At 62.5% G+C, this 21366-nt stretch carries 23 protein-coding genes; 16 read left to right on the top strand and 7 right to left on the bottom strand.

Translation table 11 applies throughout. From position 1 onward, the window contains the following. Nucleotides 1-10 precede the first annotated feature (10 nt). Nucleotides 11-3361, top strand: a complete 3351-nt coding sequence (locus HHL14_RS25725) for a hybrid sensor histidine kinase/response regulator (RefSeq protein WP_169500403.1) — start codon at nucleotides 11-13, stop codon at nucleotides 3359-3361. Between the two features lie 131 nt (nucleotides 3362-3492). Here the strand turns inward: HHL14_RS25725 and HHL14_RS25720 are convergent, their stop codons facing one another. Then, the gene (locus HHL14_RS25720) at nucleotides 3493-3924 is read right to left on the bottom strand and encodes a transposase (RefSeq protein ID WP_169500402.1); all 432 of its coding nucleotides are present in this window, start codon (nucleotides 3922-3924) and stop codon (nucleotides 3493-3495) included. Nucleotides 3925-3992: 68 nt separating this feature from the next. Here HHL14_RS25720 and HHL14_RS33605 point away from each other — a divergent pair, with 68 nt between their 5' ends. The 8 genes from HHL14_RS33605 (at nucleotide 3993) to ggt (ending at nucleotide 12252) form a co-directional block, all read left to right on the top strand. Next, entirely contained in the window at nucleotides 3993-4121 is a 129-nt protein-coding gene (locus tag HHL14_RS33605; RefSeq protein WP_268966644.1) for a hypothetical protein, read from the top strand. 523 nt (nucleotides 4122-4644) lie between these two features. Then, nucleotides 4645-6147: a catalase gene (locus HHL14_RS25715; RefSeq protein WP_230413195.1), complete on the top strand. Its 1503-nt coding sequence runs from the start codon at nucleotides 4645-4647 to the stop codon at nucleotides 6145-6147. A 74-nt stretch (nucleotides 6148-6221) separates the two neighbouring features. Then, nucleotides 6222-6872, top strand: a complete 651-nt coding sequence (locus HHL14_RS25710; RefSeq protein ID WP_169500401.1) for an ankyrin repeat domain-containing protein — start codon at nucleotides 6222-6224, stop codon at nucleotides 6870-6872. 366 nt (nucleotides 6873-7238) lie between these two features. Further along, entirely contained in the window at nucleotides 7239-7922 is a 684-nt protein-coding gene (locus HHL14_RS25705) for a GntR family transcriptional regulator (RefSeq protein ID WP_169500400.1), read from the top strand. Nucleotides 7923-8016: 94 nt separating this feature from the next. After that, nucleotides 8017-8838, top strand: a complete 822-nt coding sequence (locus HHL14_RS25700) for an ABC transporter substrate-binding protein (RefSeq protein WP_169500399.1) — start codon at nucleotides 8017-8019, stop codon at nucleotides 8836-8838. 13 nt (nucleotides 8839-8851) lie between these two features. Then, on the top strand, nucleotides 8852-9619 hold the full coding sequence (locus HHL14_RS25695; RefSeq protein ID WP_169500398.1) for an amino acid ABC transporter permease: 768 nt from the start codon (nucleotides 8852-8854) through the stop codon (nucleotides 9617-9619). 1 nt (nucleotide 9620) lies between these two features. Beyond that, the gene (locus tag HHL14_RS25690; protein ID WP_169500397.1) at nucleotides 9621-10433 is read left to right on the top strand and encodes an amino acid ABC transporter ATP-binding protein; all 813 of its coding nucleotides are present in this window, start codon (nucleotides 9621-9623) and stop codon (nucleotides 10431-10433) included. A gap of 226 nt (nucleotides 10434-10659) precedes the next feature. Further along, the gene (ggt, locus tag HHL14_RS25685) at nucleotides 10660-12252 is read left to right on the top strand and encodes a gamma-glutamyltransferase (RefSeq protein WP_169500396.1); all 1593 of its coding nucleotides are present in this window, start codon (nucleotides 10660-10662) and stop codon (nucleotides 12250-12252) included. A 162-nt stretch (nucleotides 12253-12414) separates the two neighbouring features. Here ggt and HHL14_RS25680 read toward each other — a convergent pair whose 3' ends face one another. From HHL14_RS25680 to HHL14_RS25670, 3 genes are read right to left on the bottom strand one after another with little or no spacing between them, the layout of a single operon-like run. Then, a complete protein-coding gene (locus tag HHL14_RS25680) occupies nucleotides 12415-12891 on the bottom strand; it encodes an SRPBCC family protein (protein WP_169500395.1) in 477 nt (158 codons plus the stop codon). Next, entirely contained in the window at nucleotides 12884-13219 is a 336-nt protein-coding gene (locus HHL14_RS25675; RefSeq protein WP_169500394.1) for an ArsR/SmtB family transcription factor, read from the bottom strand. The genes HHL14_RS25680 and HHL14_RS25675 overlap by 8 nt, the downstream gene beginning before the upstream one ends. 58 nt (nucleotides 13220-13277) lie before the next feature. Beyond that, nucleotides 13278-14183 (bottom strand): LysR family transcriptional regulator, encoded by a 906-nt coding sequence (locus HHL14_RS25670; protein WP_169500393.1) that lies wholly within the window; start codon nucleotides 14181-14183, stop codon nucleotides 13278-13280. A 95-nt stretch (nucleotides 14184-14278) separates the two neighbouring features. Between HHL14_RS25670 and HHL14_RS25665 the strand changes: the two genes are divergently transcribed. From HHL14_RS25665 to aroE, 5 genes are read left to right on the top strand one after another with little or no spacing between them, the layout of a single operon-like run. After that, the gene (locus HHL14_RS25665; RefSeq protein WP_169500392.1) at nucleotides 14279-15229 is read left to right on the top strand and encodes a ketopantoate reductase family protein; all 951 of its coding nucleotides are present in this window, start codon (nucleotides 14279-14281) and stop codon (nucleotides 15227-15229) included. Further along, a complete protein-coding gene (locus HHL14_RS25660; RefSeq protein ID WP_169500391.1) occupies nucleotides 15226-15618 on the top strand; it encodes a VOC family protein in 393 nt (130 codons plus the stop codon). Before HHL14_RS25665 ends, HHL14_RS25660 begins: the two co-directional genes overlap by 4 nt. A 1-nt stretch (nucleotide 15619) precedes the next feature. After that, entirely contained in the window at nucleotides 15620-16078 is a 459-nt protein-coding gene (locus HHL14_RS25655; protein WP_169500390.1) for a MaoC family dehydratase, read from the top strand. Beyond that, nucleotides 16078-17298 carry a CaiB/BaiF CoA transferase family protein gene (locus HHL14_RS25650; RefSeq protein WP_169500389.1) on the top strand — a complete coding sequence of 407 codons (1221 nt, stop codon included), beginning with the start codon at nucleotides 16078-16080 and terminating at the stop codon, nucleotides 17296-17298. The genes HHL14_RS25655 and HHL14_RS25650 overlap by 1 nt, the downstream gene beginning before the upstream one ends. After that, complete coding sequence (gene aroE / locus HHL14_RS25645) at nucleotides 17298-18131, top strand: shikimate dehydrogenase (protein WP_169500436.1); 834 nt, start codon at nucleotides 17298-17300, stop codon at nucleotides 18129-18131. The genes HHL14_RS25650 and aroE overlap by 1 nt, the downstream gene beginning before the upstream one ends. Here aroE and HHL14_RS32905 read toward each other — a convergent pair. Both HHL14_RS32905 and HHL14_RS25635 read right to left on the bottom strand, forming a co-directional pair. After that, complete coding sequence (locus HHL14_RS32905; RefSeq protein WP_206002509.1) at nucleotides 18112-18642, bottom strand: hypothetical protein; 531 nt, start codon at nucleotides 18640-18642, stop codon at nucleotides 18112-18114. The two genes, aroE and HHL14_RS32905, sit on opposite strands and share 20 nt — an antisense overlap. A 120-nt stretch (nucleotides 18643-18762) precedes the next feature. Then, nucleotides 18763-19422 (bottom strand): hypothetical protein, encoded by a 660-nt coding sequence (locus HHL14_RS25635; RefSeq protein ID WP_169500388.1) that lies wholly within the window; start codon nucleotides 19420-19422, stop codon nucleotides 18763-18765. A gap of 63 nt (nucleotides 19423-19485) precedes the next feature. Here HHL14_RS25635 and HHL14_RS25630 point away from each other — a divergent pair, with 63 nt between their 5' ends. Continuing rightward, nucleotides 19486-19824, top strand: a complete 339-nt coding sequence (locus tag HHL14_RS25630) for a phage baseplate assembly protein (protein WP_169500387.1) — start codon at nucleotides 19486-19488, stop codon at nucleotides 19822-19824. A gap of 106 nt (nucleotides 19825-19930) precedes the next feature. After that, nucleotides 19931-20344 carry a PPC domain-containing DNA-binding protein gene (locus HHL14_RS25625; protein ID WP_169500386.1) on the top strand — a complete coding sequence of 138 codons (414 nt, stop codon included), beginning with the start codon at nucleotides 19931-19933 and terminating at the stop codon, nucleotides 20342-20344. A gap of 68 nt (nucleotides 20345-20412) precedes the next feature. Here HHL14_RS25625 and HHL14_RS25620 read toward each other — a convergent pair whose 3' ends face one another. Next, the gene (locus HHL14_RS25620) at nucleotides 20413-21024 is read right to left on the bottom strand and encodes a LysE family translocator (RefSeq protein WP_206002508.1); all 612 of its coding nucleotides are present in this window, start codon (nucleotides 21022-21024) and stop codon (nucleotides 20413-20415) included. Between the last annotated feature and the right edge of the window lie 342 nt (nucleotides 21025-21366).

Below are 21366 nucleotides of genomic sequence, written 5' to 3'. Positions count from 1 at the left end.
ATAACCGTACATGCCCACCACGTCGTTACGACGCCTGCGCCGCTATCAGGACATGCTGTTGCTGGGCGGCGGCGTCGTCATCACGCTCGTGGCGCTGCTGACGATTCCCGCAGCGTGCCTTTACGCGGTCCGGCAGTTCGTCGCCGACGAGCGGCAGCAGTTCACCGACGACAGAAGCCGCGTCGCGACCGCGGTGCGCGAGGCCGAAACGTCGCTGCGCCGCACGGTGGCGTTTATTGAACTGTCGTGGCCGACCTTGCCCGCTGCCGAGCAGCAGTACTACGACGAATTCCGGCGCAATGGTAACCGGCTTACGATTTCGCCGTCGGCGACCTCCAACGGCGTGCTGTTCGCGGCCGATGCGCTCGCGCTCGAAGATCCGCTGCTGGTGCGCCGCTATCTCGCGCTGGCGCGGCAGTTCGCGATCAGCAATGCGTCGGCGTCGGCGAGCAACAACATCGATGTCGACGGCTACATCTACAGCATGCATCACGAGCTGATCGTCGTGCCCGACTCGGTCGTGCCCGTGAGTCGGCTTCTCGACGTCGGTAAGCTGATCGAACAGTTGAAGATCGACTTCGCGAAGCTTCCGCCACGCGAGCACGAACGGCCCAAGCGCTTTCATGTGCCAGTGTACTGGCTGCCGCCGTTTAACGATCCGCTCACGGGCCACCGGCGTCTGCGGCTCGTCGCCCAGGCGACCAATCATGGCGAACCGTTCGCGGTGATCGCGATCGAATACGATCCGCGCGTGCTGCTGAGGGCGCTCGACGAACGCGGTCCCGACAACGCGTACGAAATCGCGGGACCCGACGGCACGGTGATCACGAGTCTCGGCGACGACGCCGACAAGGATCGCGTCGCGCAGGCCGGCGCGAAACACCAGTTGCCGCGCCCGGGTTTTTTCGGCGGCGACGTCGCGTACGCCAACGGTTTCTTCGTGATGAAGGAGCCTATCTACGACACCGGCTGGACGCTGCTCTATACGTTTTCGTGGCGCGACGTCGCGCGCGGCATCGCCAATCAGCTGATTACGGCCGGGATTGCCGTCGCGGTGATTCTGGCCGCCGTGTGGACGCTGCTGCTGATGTTTCGCAGCCGCGTGTTCGCGCCGATTCTCGCCGATTCCGCGCGGGTGTTCGAGAGCGAGCACCTGAGCCGCACCGTGATTCACACGGTGCCGGTCGGGCTCATGCTGGTGTCGCGCGAGACCGGCGAGTGGCTGCTCGGCAATCCGCTGATGCACGAAATGGCGCAGCAGATGGTCGGCGGCGAGAAGGCGCTCGCGGATACGCTCGTCGCGCATTACGCCGACTTCGAGCGGGAAGATGCCGGCGACGCGACGGTGGGCGTGCTGCGCCAGGACATTCTGTTTCCGGCCGTCGACGGCGGCCACTTCGAATTCGCGAGCAGCGCGTCGCAGGCGCGTTTTCTCGGCATCGACGTGCTGGTGGCCGCGTTTATCGACGTGACGCAGCGCCGCCGCATGCAGCGCGAACTGGCCGAGGCGATGCGCGCGGCCGATTCGGCCAACCAGGCAAAATCCGCATTCCTCGCGGCGATGAGCCACGAAATCCGCACGCCGCTCAACGCGATTCTCGGCAACCTCGAACTGCTCGCCAATTCACCGATGACGAGCGTGCAGCAGGACCGTCTCGAGACCGTGCGCGTTGCATCGGACGGGCTGCTCGCGGTCATCAGCGACATCCTCGACTTCTCGAAGATCGAGGCCGGCGAGATGCCGCTCGAAGAGATGGAGTTCAACGTCGTCGAGGTGGTCGAACGCGTGCTCGAGATTTTCGAGCCGATCGCGCGGATGCGCGGCATCGGCATCTATCCGCGCCTCGACATCGCGACCACGCAAACGATGTGGGGCGATCCGACGCGCATGCGGCAGATTCTCAACAACCTGCTCAGCAATGCGATCAAGTTCACCGAGCGCGGCATGGTGACGTTGACGGTCGGTGTCGGTCAGGAAGCCGAAGGTCGGCCGCAGATCACGTTTGCGGTCGCCGATACCGGCATCGGTATCGCGGAGGAGCATCGGCAGCGGCTCTTCAAGGCGTTCTCGCAGGTGGATCTGTCGATCAACCGGCGCTTCGGCGGCACCGGACTCGGCCTCACGCTGTGTCAGCGCCTAGTGAACGCGATGCACGGCCGCATCGACGTATCGAGCACGCCGAACGTCGGCAGTTGCTTTACCGTCTATCTGCCGCTCGGCGACGGTATCGCGGTGCGCTCCGATACCCGCATGCTGGACGGCGAGCGCGTGCTGTTCCTGGCTTCCGCGCAGGAGTGGTGCGATTTTGCGGTGCCGCATCTCGAGCGTTGGGGCGCCCAGGTGCAGGTATTCCGGCATCCGGCCGCCATTGCCGACGGCGCGCTCGAAGACGATTCGCTGCTGGTGATCTGGGGCACGCGCGAGCAATGGCAGCCCGAAGACGAGAACCGCGTGATCGAGGATGCGCTGTGGGTGATCGACGGTTATCTGGAGGGGCCCGCGCACGCGATGCGCACGGGCAAGATTCTCAGCGTGTCATGCCTGAGTCTGAGCGGACTCGAGGCGAGCGTGCGCGCAACGCTGCTCGGCGAGCCGCTGCCGGTCGCATCCGCGAGTGCCGCCGGAATGCAGGCGCGAGCCGGCTCGATGCCGCTCGAGCGTCGTTTGCACGTGCTGGTGGCCGAGGACAACGCCGCGAACCGGCTGCTGCTATGCGAGCAACTGGAAACGCTCGGCTGCGAGGTCAAGTCGGCCTCGGGCGGTAAGCAGGCGCTCGAGCTGCTCGACGACGACGAGTGGGACGTGCTGCTGACCGACCTGAACATGCCGGGCATGAGCGGCTATCAGCTGGCCGAAGCGGTGCGCGAGCGCCGTCCCGCGTTGCCGATCATGGCAATCACCGCGCACGCGACACGCGAGGAGCGGTTGCGCTGCGAGGCGGCCGGCATGAATCGTGTGATGACGAAGCCGCTTTCGCTCGAGCAGTTGAACCAGGCGCTCGCGACGATCGCGAACGGCAAGGGCGTCAAGCTCGCCGGTTTCTCGGTGGCGGACGAACGGAAGTTCAGCGGCAATGCGATGCCCAAGCCGCTTCGCGACATATTCCTGAAATCGACGAGCGAAGCGTTGACGGCTATCGAGGCCGCGCACGCATCGAACGACGTGGATGCGCTGCTTGCCGAGCTTCACTCGCTGCGCGGCGCGTTGTCCGTGTTCGGGCACGCGGAGTTGGGGACGGCGTGCGCGCGCGTCGAGCAGGACATCAAGCGCGACCGGGCGGTGTCGTCGCCGGAAGAGCTGGAGGCGCTGGGGCAGTCGCTGCGGAATCTGATCGACGAGGAGGGGCGAGTCGAGGAGTGAGCCACATCCGCGATGACCGTAATGCGGCTAGCTCGAACCCCTGCGTTGCGATGATAGGCAGCAAGAAACAACACCACCCGAATGACAGGTCATTCGGGTGGTGTTAAAACCGTAAAAACGTATTAATACGATTATGCAGCGTGCTTGAAAGACGCCGGATATGCCGGGCTTTGCGACACGCCGGGCGTAAGCGAATCCAGAATTCGCAAGCCAGATGTGACGTGGCTGGATTTACGCGCGGACATGGTGTGTTTGCGCATGCGAACCTGCATGGTCTTGCACAATTCTTCAGCACCCGCACCATATAGCTCATGCAGCAGACGCTTTAGTACGCCTGATTCATTCCACGCCAGAAACCGCCGGTGGCAGGTCTGATACGACGGGTATTTGCGCGGCATCGCGGACCACACACCGCCGCTATAGATGACCCACAACACGCCGTTCAGTACCTCACGGGTATTGGCCAGCGGCCGGCCACGCATTTCACGGCGCGGCCGCAATTCCGGAAGCAGCTCAGCAACACGCTGCCATTCTTCATCGTTGATATCGCGGTAATTTGTCACGATTTTCCCCCTCCGGGCGAAGCATTAAGCGGAAAAATATATTGACGGCCATCTTGAGGATATTAGACGTGTCCGATTTTCTTGAGCGTGATGCGGATGAGTTTGAGCGATTTCGAGAAGAAGCCAAGGAAATCAAACGTTTAGAGAGGCCTGGAAAGACGGGCGACATCTCGGTCAAGATGATGCGCGCATCGTGATTTCATCGATGCCCGTCTTCATTTGCTGGCTTTTCCGCAACAGCGTCTTGCGAAAATATTGTATTTGAATGATGCCGCGGCGATGCGTAGAAGCATGGCTCATGCATGGGCGATACGCGTCGCGACAGGAAGGCTCCGCGGCCGTGCGGTCGGCCGTTACATGGCTTGCCAAAGCGTTTTTGATATCAATCAATTAAACATCGGAATTTTAATTGGAATAAATGAGAAATAAAATATTTCCATTGAAAAATCGATGATTTCGGTATATTTGGCGCGAAAAGTTAAATAGTTTTCACAAAATCGCTCTCTCATTTTTGAGATAAAACAAATAAGAAAGTATTTTCTTTTGGTAAAAATTTCACGCGAATGCAGATTTGTCGGACTGCTATCGTCGTTATACGCATTTTCAATTGGCCAATTATCAAATGATCTTTTGTAATTTAGGCGGCTTCTTTGTAGTCGACTGTAATCAAGGAGTTTCATGGATATGCCTAATAAATCAACAAACCGGTTATTGCGGGGGATGGTTGCCGCAGCGTGCGTCGCGTTTTGCGCAACGCCCTATGCGGCCCAATTGACGCGCGACAACGGTTCGCCCGTCGGCGATAACCAGAATTCGCAGACCGCCGGTCCCAACGGATCGGTGCTGCTGCAGGATTCGCATCTCATCGAGAAACTGCAGCGATTCGATCGCGAGCGCATTCCGGAGCGTGTCGTCCACGCGCGCGGCACCGGCGCGTTCGGCGAGTTCATGCCCAGCGCGGACATCAGCGATCTGACCTCGGCTGCCGTCTTCAAGCCGGGTACGACGACGCCGGTGTTCGTGCGTTTCTCGACCGTGATGGGCTATCGCGGCTCGCCGGAACAGGCGCGCGACCCGCGCGGCTTCGCGGTGAAGTTCTACACCACGCAGGGCAACTGGGACTTCGTCGGCATCAACTGGCCGATCTTCTTCATTCGCGACGCGATCAAGTTCCCCGACTTCGTTCACGCGAACAAGCCGAGCGCGGTCACCGGCGTGCAGGATCCGAATCTCGCATTCGATTTCTTCGCGCACACGCCCGAAGCGACCAACATGCTGACGCACCTGTACACCAACGAAGGCATGCCGAATTCGTATCGGCATATGGATGGCTTCGCGGTGCACGCGTTCAAGTTCGTCAACGCGCAGGGCAAGGTCACCTACGTGAAGTTCCACTGGAAGAGCCAGCAGGGCATTCACGGCATGCGTCCGCAGGATATCCCGGGCTCGATCGGCGCGGACTGGAACCTGATGACCAACGACCTGTACGGCGCGCTGAAAGACGGCAAATATCCGAAATGGGATCTGTATATCCAGGTGATGAACCCGTCGGATCTCGACAAGTTCGACTACAACCCGCTCGACGACACGAAGATCTGGTCCGACATTCCTGAGCGCAAAATCGGCACGATGACGCTGAACCGCGTGCCGGACAACTATTTCGATGCCACCGAAATGTCCGCGTTCGCGCCCTCGCGTCTCGTACCGGGCATCGAGCCGTCGGAAGACCGGATGCTGCAGGGCCGTCTGTTCTCGTATGCCGATACGCAGATGTATCGCCTCGGTGCGAACTTCAATCAGCTGCCGGTCAATCGTCCGCATGTTCCTGTCGTGAGCAACAACCAGGACGGCGCGATGAACGTGGGCGATCGCAAGGGCGAAGTGAACTACGAGCCGTCGGCGATGAACGAACTGGCTCAGGATCCGAGCTACAAGTACATCGAGACGCCGCTCGCTGGCACGACCCAGCAGAAAGCGATCCACAAGACGCTGAATTTCCGCCAGGCCGGCGAGTTCTACCGGACGCTGTCCGCGCAGGACAAGCAGGATCTCGTGACGGCGCTTTCCGCCGATCTGGGTCGCGTCACCAACGATGCCAACAAGTACACGATGCTGTCGTACTTCTATAAGGCCGATGCCGACTACGGCACGCGCCTCGCGAAAGCGACGCATGCGGACCCGAGCCGCGTGAAGTCGCTCGCCGACAAGCTCGTCGAGAACTAATCGACGGGCGCCGCGAAGGCCGCGTGGGGCCTTCGCGTTTTTTCTCACCGCTCGCGCGCGCAGCGCACTTCCCGATGAAACGATTCCAGACCGCCATCTTTCGCCCGCTGGCGATTGCGTGCGCCGCCGTGCTTGTCGGCTGTGCGCAGCCCAGACTTCCCGACGCGCTGCCGCAGCCCGATCAGCAAAGCGCGCAACCCGGCGATCCGCATCGCTACGACGACACGTGGTTTGCCGCCGCCCGCCTGGGGCGCGTCGATATTCTGCAGGCGCTCGTCGATGCGCACTATCCGCTCGACACGACCACCTCCGAAGGCTATACGGCCGTCATCCTGACCGCGTATCGCAGCCAGCCCGATGCGCTTGACTATCTGCTGCGCGCGGGCGCCGACCCCTGCATCGGCGACCGTCACGGCAATACCGCGCTGATGGGCGCGTTGTTCAAGGGCGAGACCGCGATCGCGAAACGTCTCGTCGATACGCATTGCCCGATCGATCAGACCAACCATGCGGGCGAGACCGCGTTGTCGTTCGCCGCGCTGTTCGGCCGGCTCGACATGCTGCCGATGCTGGTCGCGCACGGCGCGAATCCTGACCACGTCGACCGGCTTGGGCGCACCGCGTTGCAGAACGCGATCCTGCAAGGCAACGAAACGGCCGTCGCCGTGCTGGAAAAGGTCGGTGCCACGCCGAACGCCGATCAGACGCTGCGCAGGCGTCCGTAGCGCAAGCCGCGCGGCGAGCGCGTTGTTGCGCTTGCCGCTGGGCGCGCCTCAGCCTACCCGTCGCGCGCGGAGTACAACGCCTCCGCGCAGCCAACCCGAGCGGACGCAGCAATACGCGTACCGCTACCGCTCACGGTGCAACGCCGTGAGCGACATCCACTCCGTTTTCACGCCTTGACCAGTGGACCGCGATCCCCGCCATCGCGGTTACCTCTTATCTCTTCCCGCCAGTAAGCGTCCGCCAAGGGTAATCACCAGGTTCGGGCCTTCTCTCCGGACATTCCCTGATTTGTTTTTGAAAAACTGGATACAAAAATCCAGTTTAAGTATCCTGCTTCCGTGTTCTTGCGCCTTTCCCACCGAATCATGCAGACATCCGCCGCGTCACGAAGCGCCGAGCACGGCACGACCGCCGAACAGGCGGCCTATCGATACCTGTTCGACGCGATTTCCCAAGGCCGCTTCGCGACCGGCCAGCGGATCGTCGCCGAGACCATCGCGGCCGAGCTGTCGATGAGCCGCATGCCGGTGCGCGAAGCGCTGCGCCGGCTCCATGCGGAAGGCCTCGTGGTGCTGCGTCCGAATCGCGGCGCGATCGTGCGCGGCCTGAGCGCCGAGGAGCTGGAAGACATCTTCGACATGCGCGTCGCGCTCGAAGGTCTCGCCATGCGTGTCGCCGCGCCGCGTTGCACGGACGAGCATCTGCGCACGCTCGCGCGTCTGCTCGACGACATGGACACCTCGGTCGACGACATCGATCTGTGGATCCAGCGTCACTGCGCGTTTCACGAGTACCTGTGCGGCATCAGCGGCCGCACGCGCCTCTACGAACAGATCTGCTCGCTCTACGCGTTGATCGAAGGACCGATGCGGCTCTGGATCGAGCAGGCCACCTTCAAACGCAAGAGCGCGCGCGATTACCACCAGCTGCTGATCGACGCGCTGCGTAGCCGCGATCCACAGCTTGCAGAGCAGGCCATGCGCGAGCACATCGAATCGACGGTGCCGCGCGTGCTCGCGTTGCTCGGCACGTCAAAACCACGCGATTGACGGCCGGCTGTGCCAGCCGTGCGCGATCGCGGGTCGCATGGCACGACATTCCACGACACACCACGACAAAACAGAACACCACAGGAGCAAGCCCATGTCAGGAACAAAGATCACGCGCTTTCGTTTCGCCGCCATTTGCGCCGGCGTTTCCGTGCTGTTGCACGCAGGTATGACGTACGCGGATCAGGCGCAGCCGGCGGGCCTGCTGAAGAACGGTACGCTGACCTATTGCGCGAGCATGGACGCACCGCCGCTCGCGTTCTATGACGAGCAGCAGCAGCCGCAAGGCTTTTCGATCGACATCGCGCGTGACGTCGCGAAGTCGATGGGCAATCTGAAGGTCGAATGGCATGTGGTGCCGTTCAGTGGCCTGATTCCGGCGCTGAAGGCGCATCAGTGCGACCTGATCATCGGCCAGCTGTTCGACAAGCCGGAGCGGCGCGAGATCATCGACATCATCGACTACATGTATTCGAGCCAGTCGATCATGGTGCCGCGCGGCAACCCGCGCAAGGTTCATTCGCTCGACGACCTGTCCGGCCAGAAGGTCGCGGTGATCAACGGCTCGACGATGCGCTCGCTGCTGGAAAAAGAAAACGACAAGCTCGTCGCCGCGCACAAGCCGCCGATGAACGTCGTCGTCTACAACACCGACGCCGACGCGTTCCAGGCATTCCGTCTACAGCAGGTCGACGCCTACGGCACGACCGCCGAAAGCGCCGCGCAATTCCAGAAGGTGTCCGGCAGCATGTTCGAGGAGGCCGTCACCGGCTTTGCGCGGATGCCGACCGGCATCGGCGCGCGCAAGGGCGAGCCGCTGTCCGGCGCGGTCGCGAAGGCCACCGCCGAGCTGACGAAGAGCGAGCGCTATACGCAGATGCTCGGCAAGTGGAAGCTCGAAAACGAACGCTATTGAGCGGGATGACGCCATGAACTTCAGCTGGGAGATTTTCCGCAAGTTCCTGATGACGCCGAGCCCGGCGTACCTGCATGGGCTCTGGCTGACTTGCGGAATCAGCGTCTGCGCGATTCTGCTTGGCGTCGCGCTCGGGCTGGTCGTTGCGCTGTTGCGTCTGTCGCCGAGCCGGCCGCTGCAGTACCTCGCGCGCGGCTACATCTGGGTCGTGCGCGGCACGCCGCTGCTGGTGCAGATCGTGTTTCTGTATACCGCATTCGCGGCCGCCGACATCTTCCGCTTCCACGATCTCGACTTCGGCGTGTTCACGCTGCCCGGCAACATTCAGGCGGCGGTGCTCGCGCTCGGCATGAACTCGGCCGCGTATATGGCCGAGATCATCCGCGCGGGCTTGAGCGCGGTCGATCGCGGCCAGTACGAGGCATCGCGCTCGCTCGGCATGACCTCGACGCTGCTGATGCGGCGCATCGTGCTGCCGCAGGCGCTGCGCGTGATCGTGCCGCCGATGGGCAACGAGTTCAACGTGATGCTGAAGAACACGACGCTCGTCAGCGTGATCGGCGTACCGGAACTGATGCTCAGCACGCAGATGGTCACGTCGGTCAATTTCCGCGTGTTCGAGCTATACCTCGTGCTCGCGATCTACTTCCTGCTGCTGACGACGCTATGGGGCTTCGTCCAGCGCCGCCTCGAGGCGCACTATGGCCGCGGCGAAGCGCATGCGTCGTCGGGCAACCGCCTGTTCGGCGCGCAAACCATGAAGCTTCTGAGAGGGCGTTGAAGTGAGTCAGACAGACGAAGTCATCATCGAAGCGTCGGACATTCACAAGTCGTTCGGCGCGACGAAGGTGCTCAACGGTATTTCGTTGAGCGTGAAGAAAGGCGAGGTGGTGGTGCTGATCGGCTCATCGGGCTCGGGCAAGACCACCTTCATTCGCTGCCTGAATCTGCTCGAAACGTTCGACGCCGGCCGCGTGCGCGTGCATGGTCGCCTGCTCGGTTTCGTCGAGCGCGCGGACGGCAAGGTGGTGCGAGACTCGGCGCGCGAGCTGGCGCGGCAACGTCGCGACATCGGCATGGTGTTTCAGCGCTTCAATCTGTTTCCGCACATGACCGCGCTCGAAAACGTGATCGAGGCGCCGGTGCACGTGCTGAAAGTGTCGCGCGACGAAGCGGTGCAGCAGGCCAAACGCCTGCTCGCGCGCGTCGGCCTCGCGGATCGCGCGGATCATTACCCGTCGCAATTGTCGGGCGGGCAGCAGCAGCGCGTCGCGATTGCGCGCGCGTTGGCGATGCAGCCGAAAGTGCTGCTGTTCGATGAACCGACCAGCGCGCTCGATCCGGAGACGGTCGGCGAAGTGCTGCAGGTGATGAAGGAGCTCGCGCGCGACGGCATGACGATGGTCGTCGTCACGCACGAGATGGAGTTCGCTCGCGAGGTTGCGCATCGCGTGGTCGTGCTCGACCAGGGCGAATTGATCGAGCAGGGGCCGCCCGAGCAGATCTTCACCGCGCCGACGCATGCGCGCACGCGCGCGTTCCTGCGCCGCACGTTGAAGAGCGCGCCGGTGCTGGCGCCAGAGTCGTCGGTTTAGTGGCCGCTTGAGTCGCGGTTGATTCGCGCTTGAATCACGGCTGAGCCGCGCTCGACCGTGTGTTCGCGTTGGCGCTGCGCCGTCGCTGCCAACGCTCATGTCAAGGCCGTCGCCGCCACGGCTGTGCGGCGCGGCGTCATTTTTCCCGAAGCGCGCGCGTTCGATCAGGCATTGAATTGAAGCCCTGATATGTCGCGCGCTTCTCAACGGATTGGAGAACGTTTCTATGCGTAACTTCGAGAAACCCGGCCGTTCGCTCGCGTTCGCCCGCAACGGTATGGCGGCGACGTCGCATGCGGCCGCAACGCTCGCGGCGGTCAACGTGCTAGCGGCTGGCGGCAACGCGATGGATGCGGCGCTTGCCGCGTGCGCGGTGCAATGCGTGGTCGAGCCGGGCTCGACCGGCGTCGGCGGCGACTGCTTTGCACTGTATTCGCGCGGCGGCACCGACGACATCGTCGCGTACGACGGTTCGGGCTGGGCGCCTGCACAGGCGAGCGTCGAGCGGTTGCAGCAGTTGGGTGTGAACGCGATCGAGCGTCATTCGCCGCATGCGGTGACGGTGCCCGGCGCGGTGCATGCGTGGACCACGCTGCATCGCGATCACGGCCGCCTGCCGTTGCGCGACATCTTCGCGCCGGCGATCCGCTACGCGGAGGAAGGCTATGCGGTCACGCCGCGCAGCTCGTCGGATTGGGCGCACGAAGTCGACACGCTCGCGCGCGACGCCGAAGCACGCGCGACGATGCTGGTGGATGGCGCCGCGCCGCCGCAGGGCACGGTGCATCGCCAGCCGCATCTGGCGAACACGCTGCGGCTGATCGCCGAGCAAGGCCGCGATGCTTTTTATCGCGGTCCGCTCGCCGAAAAGATGGTCGCGCATCTGCGCGCGCACGGCGGCCTGCACACGCTCGACGATTTCGCCGACTATCACGGCGACTACGTGACGCCGATTCGCGCGAGCTTTCGCGGCTACGACGTGGTCGAGTGTCCGCCGGCGGGCCAGGGCGTGATCGCGCTGATGATCCTGAAGATTCTCGAGAAGTGCGCGGCCGAAGGCGACCCGCTCGACGCCGATCGCATCCATCTTGAGGTCGAGGCGGCGAAGCTCGCGTACTCGGTGCGCGACGCGGTGCTGGGCGACTCGCGCCACGGCAAGGTCGACGTCGACTGGTTGCTGTCCGATGCGCTTGCCGACGAACTGCGCGGCCGCATCGACCTCGCGCGCGCGTTGCCGTCCGCGCCGCCGCTCACGCCGGTCGAACACAAGGACACTGTGTACATCACGGTGGTCGACAAGGACCGCAACTGCGTGAGCTTCATCAACTCGCTGTTCCATCCGTTCGGCAGCGGTCTGATGGCGCCGGGCACGGGCGTGCTGTTGCATAACCGCGGACAGAGCTTCGTCGTCGAGGCGGGGCATCCGAATGCGATCGGGCCGCGCAAGCGTCCGATGCACACGATCATTCCCGGCATGGTCACGCAAGGTGGGCTCGTGCGCATGAGCTTCGGCGTGATGGGCGGTCACTATCAGGCGATGGGGCACGCGCATTTTCTGTCGAAGGTGCTGCATTACGGCGTGGATATGCAGTCGGCGATGGACTTGCCGCGTATCTTCCCGCGTCCGGGTACCGACTCGGTCGAGGTCGAATCGACGATGCCGGCTTCCGTTTGCGCGGAATTGAGCGGACGCGGCTTCAGGCTCGCGCAGCCGTCGTCGGCGATTGGCGGTTCGCAGGCGATCTGGATCGACTGGGAGCAGGGCGTGCTGATGGGCGCGTCGGATCATCGCAAGGATGGTTGCGCGCTTGGGTATTGAGCGGCATTCGTGCAGCTGAAAAGAGCCGCCAGGCTGGAAGGAGATGGCGGTTCTTCACGCCGGCAGTGTGTGCGCGTTTGCCGGCGTCTACCCGGTTCCACCGGCGCTTAACAAGTTTGCGGCGGTCGCATTGAGTGCGTGCCGCCGCCCACCCTCACTGCCTCACTGTTTCGCGGCACCAGCGTTATTGGCCGGATACGCTTCCTGCAACGCAATCGCGCCCGTTTCCAGCAGCGATTTGAGGTTGGACATGATCTTCGGCCAGCCGCCCGACACCGCCTCGATAAATTTCGACGGCTCGCGCTCGATCGTGTGCGTGATCGACAGCTTGACCGCGGTGCCGCTCGGTTCGAGCTCCATCGTGCAGCGCGAATCGCCCTCGGCCTGCAACTCGGGACGAATCTGATGCTGCCAGCGGATCACCAGACGCCGTGGCGGATCGGCCTCGATAATCTCGCCCGCATCGAAAATCTGCCCGGCGGCGGACACGAGCTTCCACGTGGAGCCCGCTTCCCATTCGCTCTCGCAATGCATGCCGAACCAGTACTGCTGCATGAACTCCGCGTTGGTCAAGGCCGACCACAATTGCTCCGGCGTGGTGCGGATATAGGTCACGTAGACGAAGGTTGATCTAGTCATTGCCTTTCTCCAGGCGTCGTTTCAGATTCGAGAGCGCCTTGAGGCGCGGCTTTTCGAACTTGGCAATCCAGCGCTCGTAGATCTCCTGCAGCGGGACCGGATTGAGGAAATGCAATTTCTCGCGGCCGCTGCGTACGCTGACGACGAGATTCGCCGCTTCCAGCAGCACCAGATGCTGCGTGACGCCTTGCCGCGTCATCTCGAGGTGCTCGCATAGCTCGCTGAGTGTCTGGCCGTCGTGCGCATGCAGCAGATCGAGCAGCTTGCGGCGGCTCGGATCGGCGAGGGCTCTGAAGAGCAGGTCGGTGTCGGCGGGGCGCTCGGCCATGAGCGGCGATAGGCAAAGAATCTGTTGCCTTTAATATAGGCAAGGGATTGCTTGCATGTCAAGTCGGATTGCCGAATAGCTGGACCACCATCGCCCGTAACCAGCGATTGCCCGCTTCCTGGTGATAGCGCGCGTGCCAATGCTGACGGACCGCAAAACGGTCGACCGGAACCGGGCAGGTGTGAATGGCGAGATCGTTCACTTCGGCCAGCGTCTCGCCGATGTGCCGCGGCAGCGTGGCGATCAGATCGGTACTCCTGATGATCGCGCCAAGCCCCAGAAAGCCCGGCAATTCCAGCACCACGTCGCGCTCGATATGTTCGCGCGTCAGTGCCTGTTCGAGCAGTTGCGCGCCGGTTCCCGCGGTAATCGCGACATGACTTTCCGCACGATATTGCTTCAGGCCAAGCTTCGCGCGTAGCCTCGGATGACGGCGATTCGCCAGACAAATCCAGTCCTGCATATACAGCTGTTGCTGATAGATGCCGCCGCCGAGCCACGGCACATGGCCGATCGCGAGATCCGCCTCGCCGGATTCCAGCGCACGCTCGGTATTACCGTCAATCCTCGCCGCCTCCAGGCGTATCCCCGGTGCATGTTCGCGAACGTGCGCGAGCATGCGTGGCAGCAATGTGATGTGACTCGCGTCGGTCATGCAGATGCGAAAACGCCGCTTCGCCGTGGCCGGGTCGAACGCGATTTCCCACGCCGTGAAGCGCCGCAGCGATTCGAGGATTTCCCGGCACGGCCCGATCAGCGCATCGGCTTGCGGCGTGGGCGCCATGCCGCCGGGCGTGCGGATGAACAACGGGTCCTGCAGATGCTCGCGCAGGCGCCCGAGCCAGATGCTGACTGTCGGCTGACTTTGCCCGAGCTGCTCGGCGGCACGCGTGACGCTGCGGACGTCGTAGAGCAGATCGAACAGTTGCAGCAGTTTCAGGTCGGGGAGTTCGGTCGTGTTCATGATGATATTGCCTGTCGCAATGATGCCATTGTAGTCATTGCATTGCCGACATAGACGTCGGATCGTATCGTGGTCTCAACATCAGGGAGACGACAGTGAAGATTGCGATTCTGGGCGCCGGCGCGCTGGGCTGTGCGATCGGTGCGGCGCTGACCGAGGGCGGCAACGAGGTTTGGCTGCTGAACCGTTCGGCGGCGCACGTGGAAGCGATGCGGCGCGACGGCCTGAGGGTCGACGACGCTAACGGCTCGCGTTACGTAAAAGTACGCTCGACGACACGCGCCGCCGAGGCAGGCGTCGTCGAGCTGGTGGTTGTGCTGGTCAAGTCGTTCGACACCGCCACGGCGATGCGCGGCGCGCTGGAGCTGATCGGGCCCGAAACGCTGGTGCTGTCGTTGCAGAACGGACTGGGGCACGAGGATCTGTTGGCCGAGGTCGTCGGACGCGAGCGGGTGCTGGCGGGCAAGACCTATGTGGGCGGCGTGATGCGCGGCCCCGGACACATCGAGTCCGGCGTGGCCGGCAAGACCACCTGCATCGGCGAACTCGACGGCCGTATCACGCATCGCCTGTCGAACCTTGCCGACACCTTCAATGCGGCGGGTCTGGTTACTACGATCAGCGACAACATCGTCGGCACGATGTGGGACAAGCTGCTCGTCAACGTCGCGACCGGCGCACTGACCGGAGTCACGGGCCTGACCTACGGGCAGCTGTATGCCGAGCCTCAACTCAAAACGACCGCGCTCGCGGCGGTGGCCGAAGCCATTGCGGTGGCGCGGGCCGCCGGCGTGAAGCTCTCCACCATCGATCCCGAACGTCCGTGGACGCTCGCCGGCGAAGGACTGCCCGCGAGCTTCAAGACCTCGATGCTGCAAAGCCTCGAGAAAGGGGCGAGCACCGAAATCGACTTTATCAACGGCGCGGTCGTGCGCTGGGGGCAGCGGCATCGCGTGCCGACGCCCGTCAATGCAACGCTGGTGTCGTGCATCAAGGGCATCGAGCGCGCGATGGCCGACCGGCAACACAAGGAGACAGCAGCATGAATATGCCTCGGGCTTATCTGGAGCACGTCGCCATCTGGGTGAAAGATATTCGCTGGCACATCCGCTTTTTCGAGGACGTGTTCGGCATGACGATGCGCGAAGTCGACGGTACGCGCGACGAACCGCGCCAGTACTGGACGCTCGGCGGGTTGCAGTTCATCCATCAGCCGCGGCACGACGCGCGGGAGGGACGGCTCGCGCATCTCGGCGTGATGTGCGAAGACCTGGAAGCGGCACTTGCCGCCGCCCATCGCTACGACGTCAGCACGATGCCTCAGGGCCGCAACTGGTTGCGCCTGCCCGGCGGGCTCGCGGTCGAACTGATTCAGGCGAAGCCCGCGTCGTGCGTCGCTCAGGCTCTCGCAATCAATCCACGCGCGGAGGCATGAAATGACGATCATCGACAAGTACTGGGACGACGCCCGCGAGGGCGACGCCTGCGTGAGCCCGACCTACACGGTGACGAAAGCACGCATTCTGGCTTACGCCGACCTCACCGGCGATCACACGCCGGTTCACGTCGACGAAGAATACGCAAACGCAAGCCACTTCGGGTCGATCGTCGCGCATGGGCTGTTCGGCCTGTCGATCGCGGATGGTCTGAAGACACAGAGCGACTATCGCTTCGTGCCGGGGATGTCGTTGGGCTGGAGCTGGGACTTCCGACTGCCGATCAAGGTCGACGACGTGCTGCACGTGAAATTCCGCGTCGGCTCGATGCGAGAGAGCAACAGCCGTCCGGGGTGGGGCATCGTCGTGCTGCCTTCGGAGTTGATTAATCAGCATGACCAGGTCGTGCAACTCGGCGAGCATCGCCTGATGGTGCCGCGCCGGCCGGGAGCGTTCTGATGCAAGCCCGTCCTCTCGAAGGTCTGCGTGTCGTCGATTACAGCCACTTTCTCGCGGGGCCGTATGTCGGCCGTTGTCTTGCGGCGCTCGGCGCCGAAGTCATCAAGGTCGAGCGTCCGGGTAGCGGCGACGCCGGGCGTCAGCACGCGAGCGTGCTCGACGACGAACAGAGCGGTTATTTCCTGCAACTGAACATGGGCAAACGCGGCGTCAGCGTCGATATGAAAGACCCGCGCGGCAAGGCATTCATGCAGCGTCTGTGCGATTCGGCGGACGTATTCGTCGAGAACTACCGACCCGGCGCGCTCGACAAACTCGGGCTCGGCTACGCCGAACTGTCGGCCCGCAATCCGCGGCTCGTCTATTGCTCGATTTCCGCCTATGGGCATACCGGACCGGATGCGCATCGCGCCGGCTTCGGTCTGATCGCCGAAGCGAAGAGCGGCATCATGCAGATGATCGGCAAGCCGGGCGAGCCGCCGCCGCTCATGCGCATTTCGCTCGGCGACATGTACACGGGGATTCACGCGGTCGCGGCGATCAATGCCGCGCTGCTCGGTCGCACGAAGAGCGGCCGTGGCCAGCATATCGACATGGCGCTCTACGACACGCTGGTGTCGATGCACGAATACGCGGTGCAGTGCTACACGTTGCAAGGCGTTGTGCCCGAACAGACCGGCCACGATATGCCGACCTCGACGCTCTATGGCGTGTTCCGCGCGGCTGACGGAGACCTCGTGATCGCCGCGCAGGTGGATGATGCATGGAAGCGTTTTGCCGCGCTGGTCGAGGCGCATGGCGGTCCGGCGAACTTCGGCAGCGACAGCCGTTTTCACCATCTCGACGGGCGCAACGCGAACCGCTTGGAAATTCTGTCGGTGGTGCAGCCGTGGGTCGCGAGCCAGTCCGTTGCCCAGGTGCTCAAGCTGCTCGATAGCATCGATGTGCCATGCGCGAAGGTGCAGCGGATCGACGAGGTGCTCGCCGATCCGCAGATCGTCGCGCGCGGCATGGTGGTCGAGCAGCAGCATCCGCGCTACGGCACGCTGCGTCTGCCGAACCTGCCGTTCCGCTTTTCCGATTGCGACACGACGATTCGCGAGGTCGCGCCCGATCTCGGTCAGCACAACATGGAAGTCGCGCAATCGCTGGGCTTCAATGCCGCCGAGATCGATGCGATGCAGACCGACGGCGTGCTGTATTCGAAGGTGACACGATGATGAAGGATCGATACGCGGTGATCGGCAATCCGATCGGCCACACGAAATCTCCGCTGATTCATGGGCTATTTGCGCAGGAGACGGGCGAAGACCTGTCTTATACCGCGCTCGAGGGGCCGGTCGAACCGGCCGATGCCTTTGCGGCGACGGTGCGTGCTTTTATCGCTGCGGGCGGCAAGGGGATGAACGTGACCGCGCCGTTCAAGCTGCAGGCCTTTGCGCTCGCCGACGAACGTAGCGAGCGAGCGGAACTGGCGGGTGCCGCGAACGCGCTACGTTTCGAAGGAGGGCGCATCGTCGCCGAGAACTTCGATGGCGTTGGCTTGCTGCGCGACATCGAGGTCAACCTCGGATTGCCGATCGCGGGCAAGCGCGTGCTGATACTCGGCGCGGGCGGTGCGGCGCGTGGCGCATTGCTGCCGTTCGTTGCCGCGAGACCGGCGGAGCTGGTGATTGCGAACCGGCACGTCGCGAAGGCACAGACACTGGTTGCGCAGGTCGTCGCGGATAGTCCGCTGCTTGCATGCGGTTATCGCGAGCTTGCCGCGATGGGACACTTCGATCTGGTCGTCAACGCGACGTCGGCGAGCCTGGCCGGTGAGTTGCCGCCGCTACCGCCGGGCGTGTTCAGCGCCACGGGCGCAGCCTACGAGCTGGTCTACGGCAAAGGGTTGACGCCGTTCCTGCGGCTTGCGCGTGAGGCGGCCGTGCCGCGCGTCGCGGACGGGGTCGGCATGCTGGTCGAACAGGCGGCGGAAGCGTTCGCGTGGTGGCGCGGCGTGCGACCACAGACGCGTGCGGTGATCGACCGGCTTACGGTTCCATTGGATTGATCACGACGCGCGTGTGGTTTCGAGGCAGCGCGAAGGTTTCGGTATGCGAACCATAGCGCTTCGTCACTTCCGCGTCCTTCATCAACCGGGACGATTGCAGAATCGGGCTCGTGACCGCGTAGAGCCGATCGGCGTCGGGACCGTACATGTACAGGTAGCCGTCGTTGCCGTCGGCGTGTAGTTCGCTGTCGCCGAGTTCGCCGACGCCGGCGCGTCGGATAACGTGCCGCAACTGGTGTTCGAGCGCGCCGATGCGTGGGCGATCTTGCGGGTAGTAGTCGAAATGAACCGTTATGACGGGGCCCGGAGGTCTCGCCGCCTGTTGAGCCGATGCTGTGCCGACAGTGGCTAAAGCAATGCTTAGGGATGCAATGAAGTTTTTTCCTGTCGGCATGGGTGCGTTATTGCTTTTGTTGAGTCCTGGGTGAGGAGTGGATTGGCGATGCTTGTGCGCGCTTGAGGTTGCCGTGGTGCAGGATCGGACCACGCGCGGCACATCGCTCGTCAGCATGCAAGACGGCAGGCACGCCTGCAGCCACGCATCTTACTGATGCTGGTGCAACGGCTTTGTCAGGATATGGCTCAATATGACCATCTGCTACAACAGGTGAATCCTATTAACCCTGTTTTCTCACCCAGCGAATTCCGCGTTTCGCTTTAGCCTGGTGCGTCTACCTTTGCCTTTTCCTTGTTGCGATCCCGATCTGATCTGAGTCATCAGCAATTCGGCGCTGGCTACTCTCGAAAGAAGGTATAGAAAGAAAAAAGTGCAGCACGCCGATACAGGAAAACTGGTTAAAGCAAAAATGAAACGGCGATGCTTGTCCTGGAACATTGCATTAGCAAGGGGCGGTATCCAAAGGCTGGCCGCGCCGAAAAATATCGTGACTGTGCAGTACCAGCCTTTGAGCAGTGCTCGCACCCAGACTTTTCGATACCATTTTTTGAAAGCGAAGCCGTGGACTGACTGAGCATCGTCGGAATGCTCCAAATATTTCTTGCCTGGCGAATATTGGGAAAGTGCCTGAGACGGCGCTTGCAACGAAAGCAGGTATTCGACGTGCTCCGGAATCGCCCGGCTGTCTCCAGTGATCGCCTGACATCCTTTTTCTCGAAGAAAGGGATCTAGGCGACTTTCACCGCGGAGTTCAGCAAGAAATTCCTTTGCGAACTTGTATTCCTCCCGTATTCGATTTCTTGAGGTGAGTGACATTTCGAGGTAGATCTTTCGAACGCCATAAAGTGAGATTGCAACGGTTACAAGCTGTGCGGCAGCTCCCCAATCAAACATAAGTTTCTCCGATCGTAAAGCCGGCGAGACACCGGCATGTAGTACAACGACAAATCCACGAGCATGATTGATGACATTGCGCGGATCATTGATCGTACAACGATTGAGGGCTGGAAAAGCTTACGCATCACGCGCGACATGGAGTGCATCCCGGCTGAATTCGATATTTCGATGACCGAGCGCTATTCCACCACAACAACGGTCATGGTGATGGAGGGCGATTCATGCGTCGTGAATATCGGCGCGGATCCGGTTATCACTGGCTACGTTGATCACGGGTGGAATCCATCAGCTACCGGGCATGCTGCGTCCGTAGATGTGTCTCAATGTCTGTATATATTTCCACCCAAAGGACGATGCGCTTCATGCCGGAACCGCTACTCGCCAACTAGCGATCGATGATGAATCGAATCTGTACGGACGCCACGTAACTCGCCGGAACCAGGCGTCTATGAGACACTGGCTCATAGACGCCTAATCTCGATGTCCACCGCACATCAAGCCAGCCATGCAAGCCCATCCGCTTCGACTCTCCCCCGGCGACGACCTGCGCGTCGCCATCGAAGATGCGCTCCGTCAGCGCAACCTGCAAGCGGCCTTCGTCGTGCAGGGCATCGGTAGTCTGAGCGTCGCGGCATTGAGATTCGCGGGCGCGGATGCCGCGACGGAAATTCGCGGCGACCTCGAAATCCTGACGCTCGCCGGTTCCGTGTCGCCCGATGGCGCGCATCTGCACATGTCCATTGCAGACGCGCGCGGCCAGGTGTTCGGTGGTCATGTCGCGCACGGCTGCACGGTGCGCACGACGGTCGAGTTGTTGCTGGCGTCGCTGCCTGGATATGTGTTCGCGCGCGAGCCCGATTCCACGACCGGATTTATGGAACTGGTGATTCGCGGAGGACCGCACGCCGAGCCGAGATGAAGCCGTGTCGTTCCAAACGCGCAAGGCCTGAGCGTCGTGCTGCTCTCGCTTCTCACCGGGTGCTGCCGTCAACGCCCCAGCAGTAAGCGTCCGCCCAGTCCCATCAACAGCACGCCGGCCGCCGTATCGAGCGCGGCCTTGCGTCGGATCAGCGTGCGCCGGACCGCGGGATGCGATGCGAGGAGCGCCATCGTGCAGTACCACGCGCACGAAATGCCGATCGACAGCGCCACCACCGCCGTATTCAGCCACAACGGCGCATGCGCGGGCACCATCAGCGCGAAGATGCTGCCGTAGAACGCGACGGACTTCGGGTTCGTCATGCTGACCACATAGCCTTTTCGCGTCGCGGCCCAACCGGAGACGGTGCTCGGCTCGGCAGCGCACAACGGTCGCCGCGCGGTGGCGATCATCTTCATACCCAGCCAGATCAGATAGAGCGCGCCGGCCACACGCAACACCGCGCCGATCCACGCGACATGCGTCACGATCAGGCTCAGCCCGGCGATGGCGATCAGCGCCCATGTGCCCGAGGCGGCGGCAAGGCCAAGGCCGGTCATCACGCCGGCACTGCGCGACGCGATGGCCGTCGACGTGACGATCAGAAAATTCGGTCCGGGGCTCGCGACGCTGAGCAGCAGGACGCCCGCAAGCGCGAGCAGGAGGTTGATCGAATGCAAGATGGGTCCCCGGTGATGGGTTGGGGTGCAGATTCGAACTATTGCGAACTAGTGCGAATTATCGTGGGTTCGGTCTTCGCATCATACCTATGCATCCCGAAGCGATGTCGGCCCAAATCGGCTTAAGCCAGTGCCCGCAAGCCGGGCCAGGGCGTTCAGCTTGCCCGCCAGACGTTCGTCGAATTTGACATTCTGCTGTTCGTCGCGGGGCCGCCGGGGTGTCGATAAGAATTGGAAAGGTGGGGTTTACTGTAATTGAAACGACACGGTCATCTGAAGCATTATGCGTCGCATGTTGTACGATGAATTACATCATTGCCAGACAACTACCGAGGAACAGGT

It is taken from the genome of Paraburkholderia antibiotica (assembly GCF_012927125.1).
GTDB classification, from domain to species: domain Bacteria; phylum Pseudomonadota; class Gammaproteobacteria; order Burkholderiales; family Burkholderiaceae; genus Paraburkholderia; species Paraburkholderia antibiotica.
This window is presented reverse-complemented; position numbering and strand designations above follow the sequence as displayed.

Excerpts from the sequence above, each read along its gene's own strand:
- HHL14_RS25725 (WP_169500403.1), top strand. The coding sequence starts at position 11 with ATGCCCACCACGTCGTTACGACGCCTGCGCCGCTATCAGGACATGCTG.
- HHL14_RS25715 (WP_230413195.1), top strand. The coding sequence starts at position 4,645 with ATGGTTGCCGCAGCGTGCGTCGCGTTTTGCGCAACGCCCTATGCGGCC.
- HHL14_RS25710 (WP_169500401.1), top strand. The coding sequence starts at position 6,222 with ATGAAACGATTCCAGACCGCCATCTTTCGCCCGCTGGCGATTGCGTGC.
- HHL14_RS25705 (WP_169500400.1), top strand. The coding sequence starts at position 7,239 with ATGCAGACATCCGCCGCGTCACGAAGCGCCGAGCACGGCACGACCGCC.
- HHL14_RS25700 (WP_169500399.1), top strand. The coding sequence starts at position 8,017 with ATGTCAGGAACAAAGATCACGCGCTTTCGTTTCGCCGCCATTTGCGCC.
- HHL14_RS25695 (WP_169500398.1), top strand. The coding sequence starts at position 8,852 with ATGAACTTCAGCTGGGAGATTTTCCGCAAGTTCCTGATGACGCCGAGC.
- ggt (WP_169500396.1), top strand. The coding sequence starts at position 10,660 with ATGCGTAACTTCGAGAAACCCGGCCGTTCGCTCGCGTTCGCCCGCAAC.
- HHL14_RS25680 (WP_169500395.1), bottom strand. The coding sequence starts at position 12,891 with ATGACTAGATCAACCTTCGTCTACGTGACCTATATCCGCACCACGCCG.
- HHL14_RS25675 (WP_169500394.1), bottom strand. The coding sequence starts at position 13,219 with ATGGCCGAGCGCCCCGCCGACACCGACCTGCTCTTCAGAGCCCTCGCC.
- HHL14_RS25670 (WP_169500393.1), bottom strand. The coding sequence starts at position 14,183 with ATGAACACGACCGAACTCCCCGACCTGAAACTGCTGCAACTGTTCGAT.
- HHL14_RS25660 (WP_169500391.1), top strand. The coding sequence starts at position 15,226 with ATGAATATGCCTCGGGCTTATCTGGAGCACGTCGCCATCTGGGTGAAA.
- HHL14_RS25655 (WP_169500390.1), top strand. The coding sequence starts at position 15,620 with ATGACGATCATCGACAAGTACTGGGACGACGCCCGCGAGGGCGACGCC.
- HHL14_RS25650 (WP_169500389.1), top strand. The coding sequence starts at position 16,078 with ATGCAAGCCCGTCCTCTCGAAGGTCTGCGTGTCGTCGATTACAGCCAC.
- aroE (WP_169500436.1), top strand. The coding sequence starts at position 17,298 with ATGAAGGATCGATACGCGGTGATCGGCAATCCGATCGGCCACACGAAA.
- HHL14_RS32905 (WP_206002509.1), bottom strand. The coding sequence starts at position 18,642 with ATGCTGACGAGCGATGTGCCGCGCGTGGTCCGATCCTGCACCACGGCA.
- HHL14_RS25635 (WP_169500388.1), bottom strand. The coding sequence starts at position 19,422 with ATGTTTGATTGGGGAGCTGCCGCACAGCTTGTAACCGTTGCAATCTCA.
- HHL14_RS25630 (WP_169500387.1), top strand. The coding sequence starts at position 19,486 with ATGATTGATGACATTGCGCGGATCATTGATCGTACAACGATTGAGGGC.
- HHL14_RS25625 (WP_169500386.1), top strand. The coding sequence starts at position 19,931 with ATGCAAGCCCATCCGCTTCGACTCTCCCCCGGCGACGACCTGCGCGTC.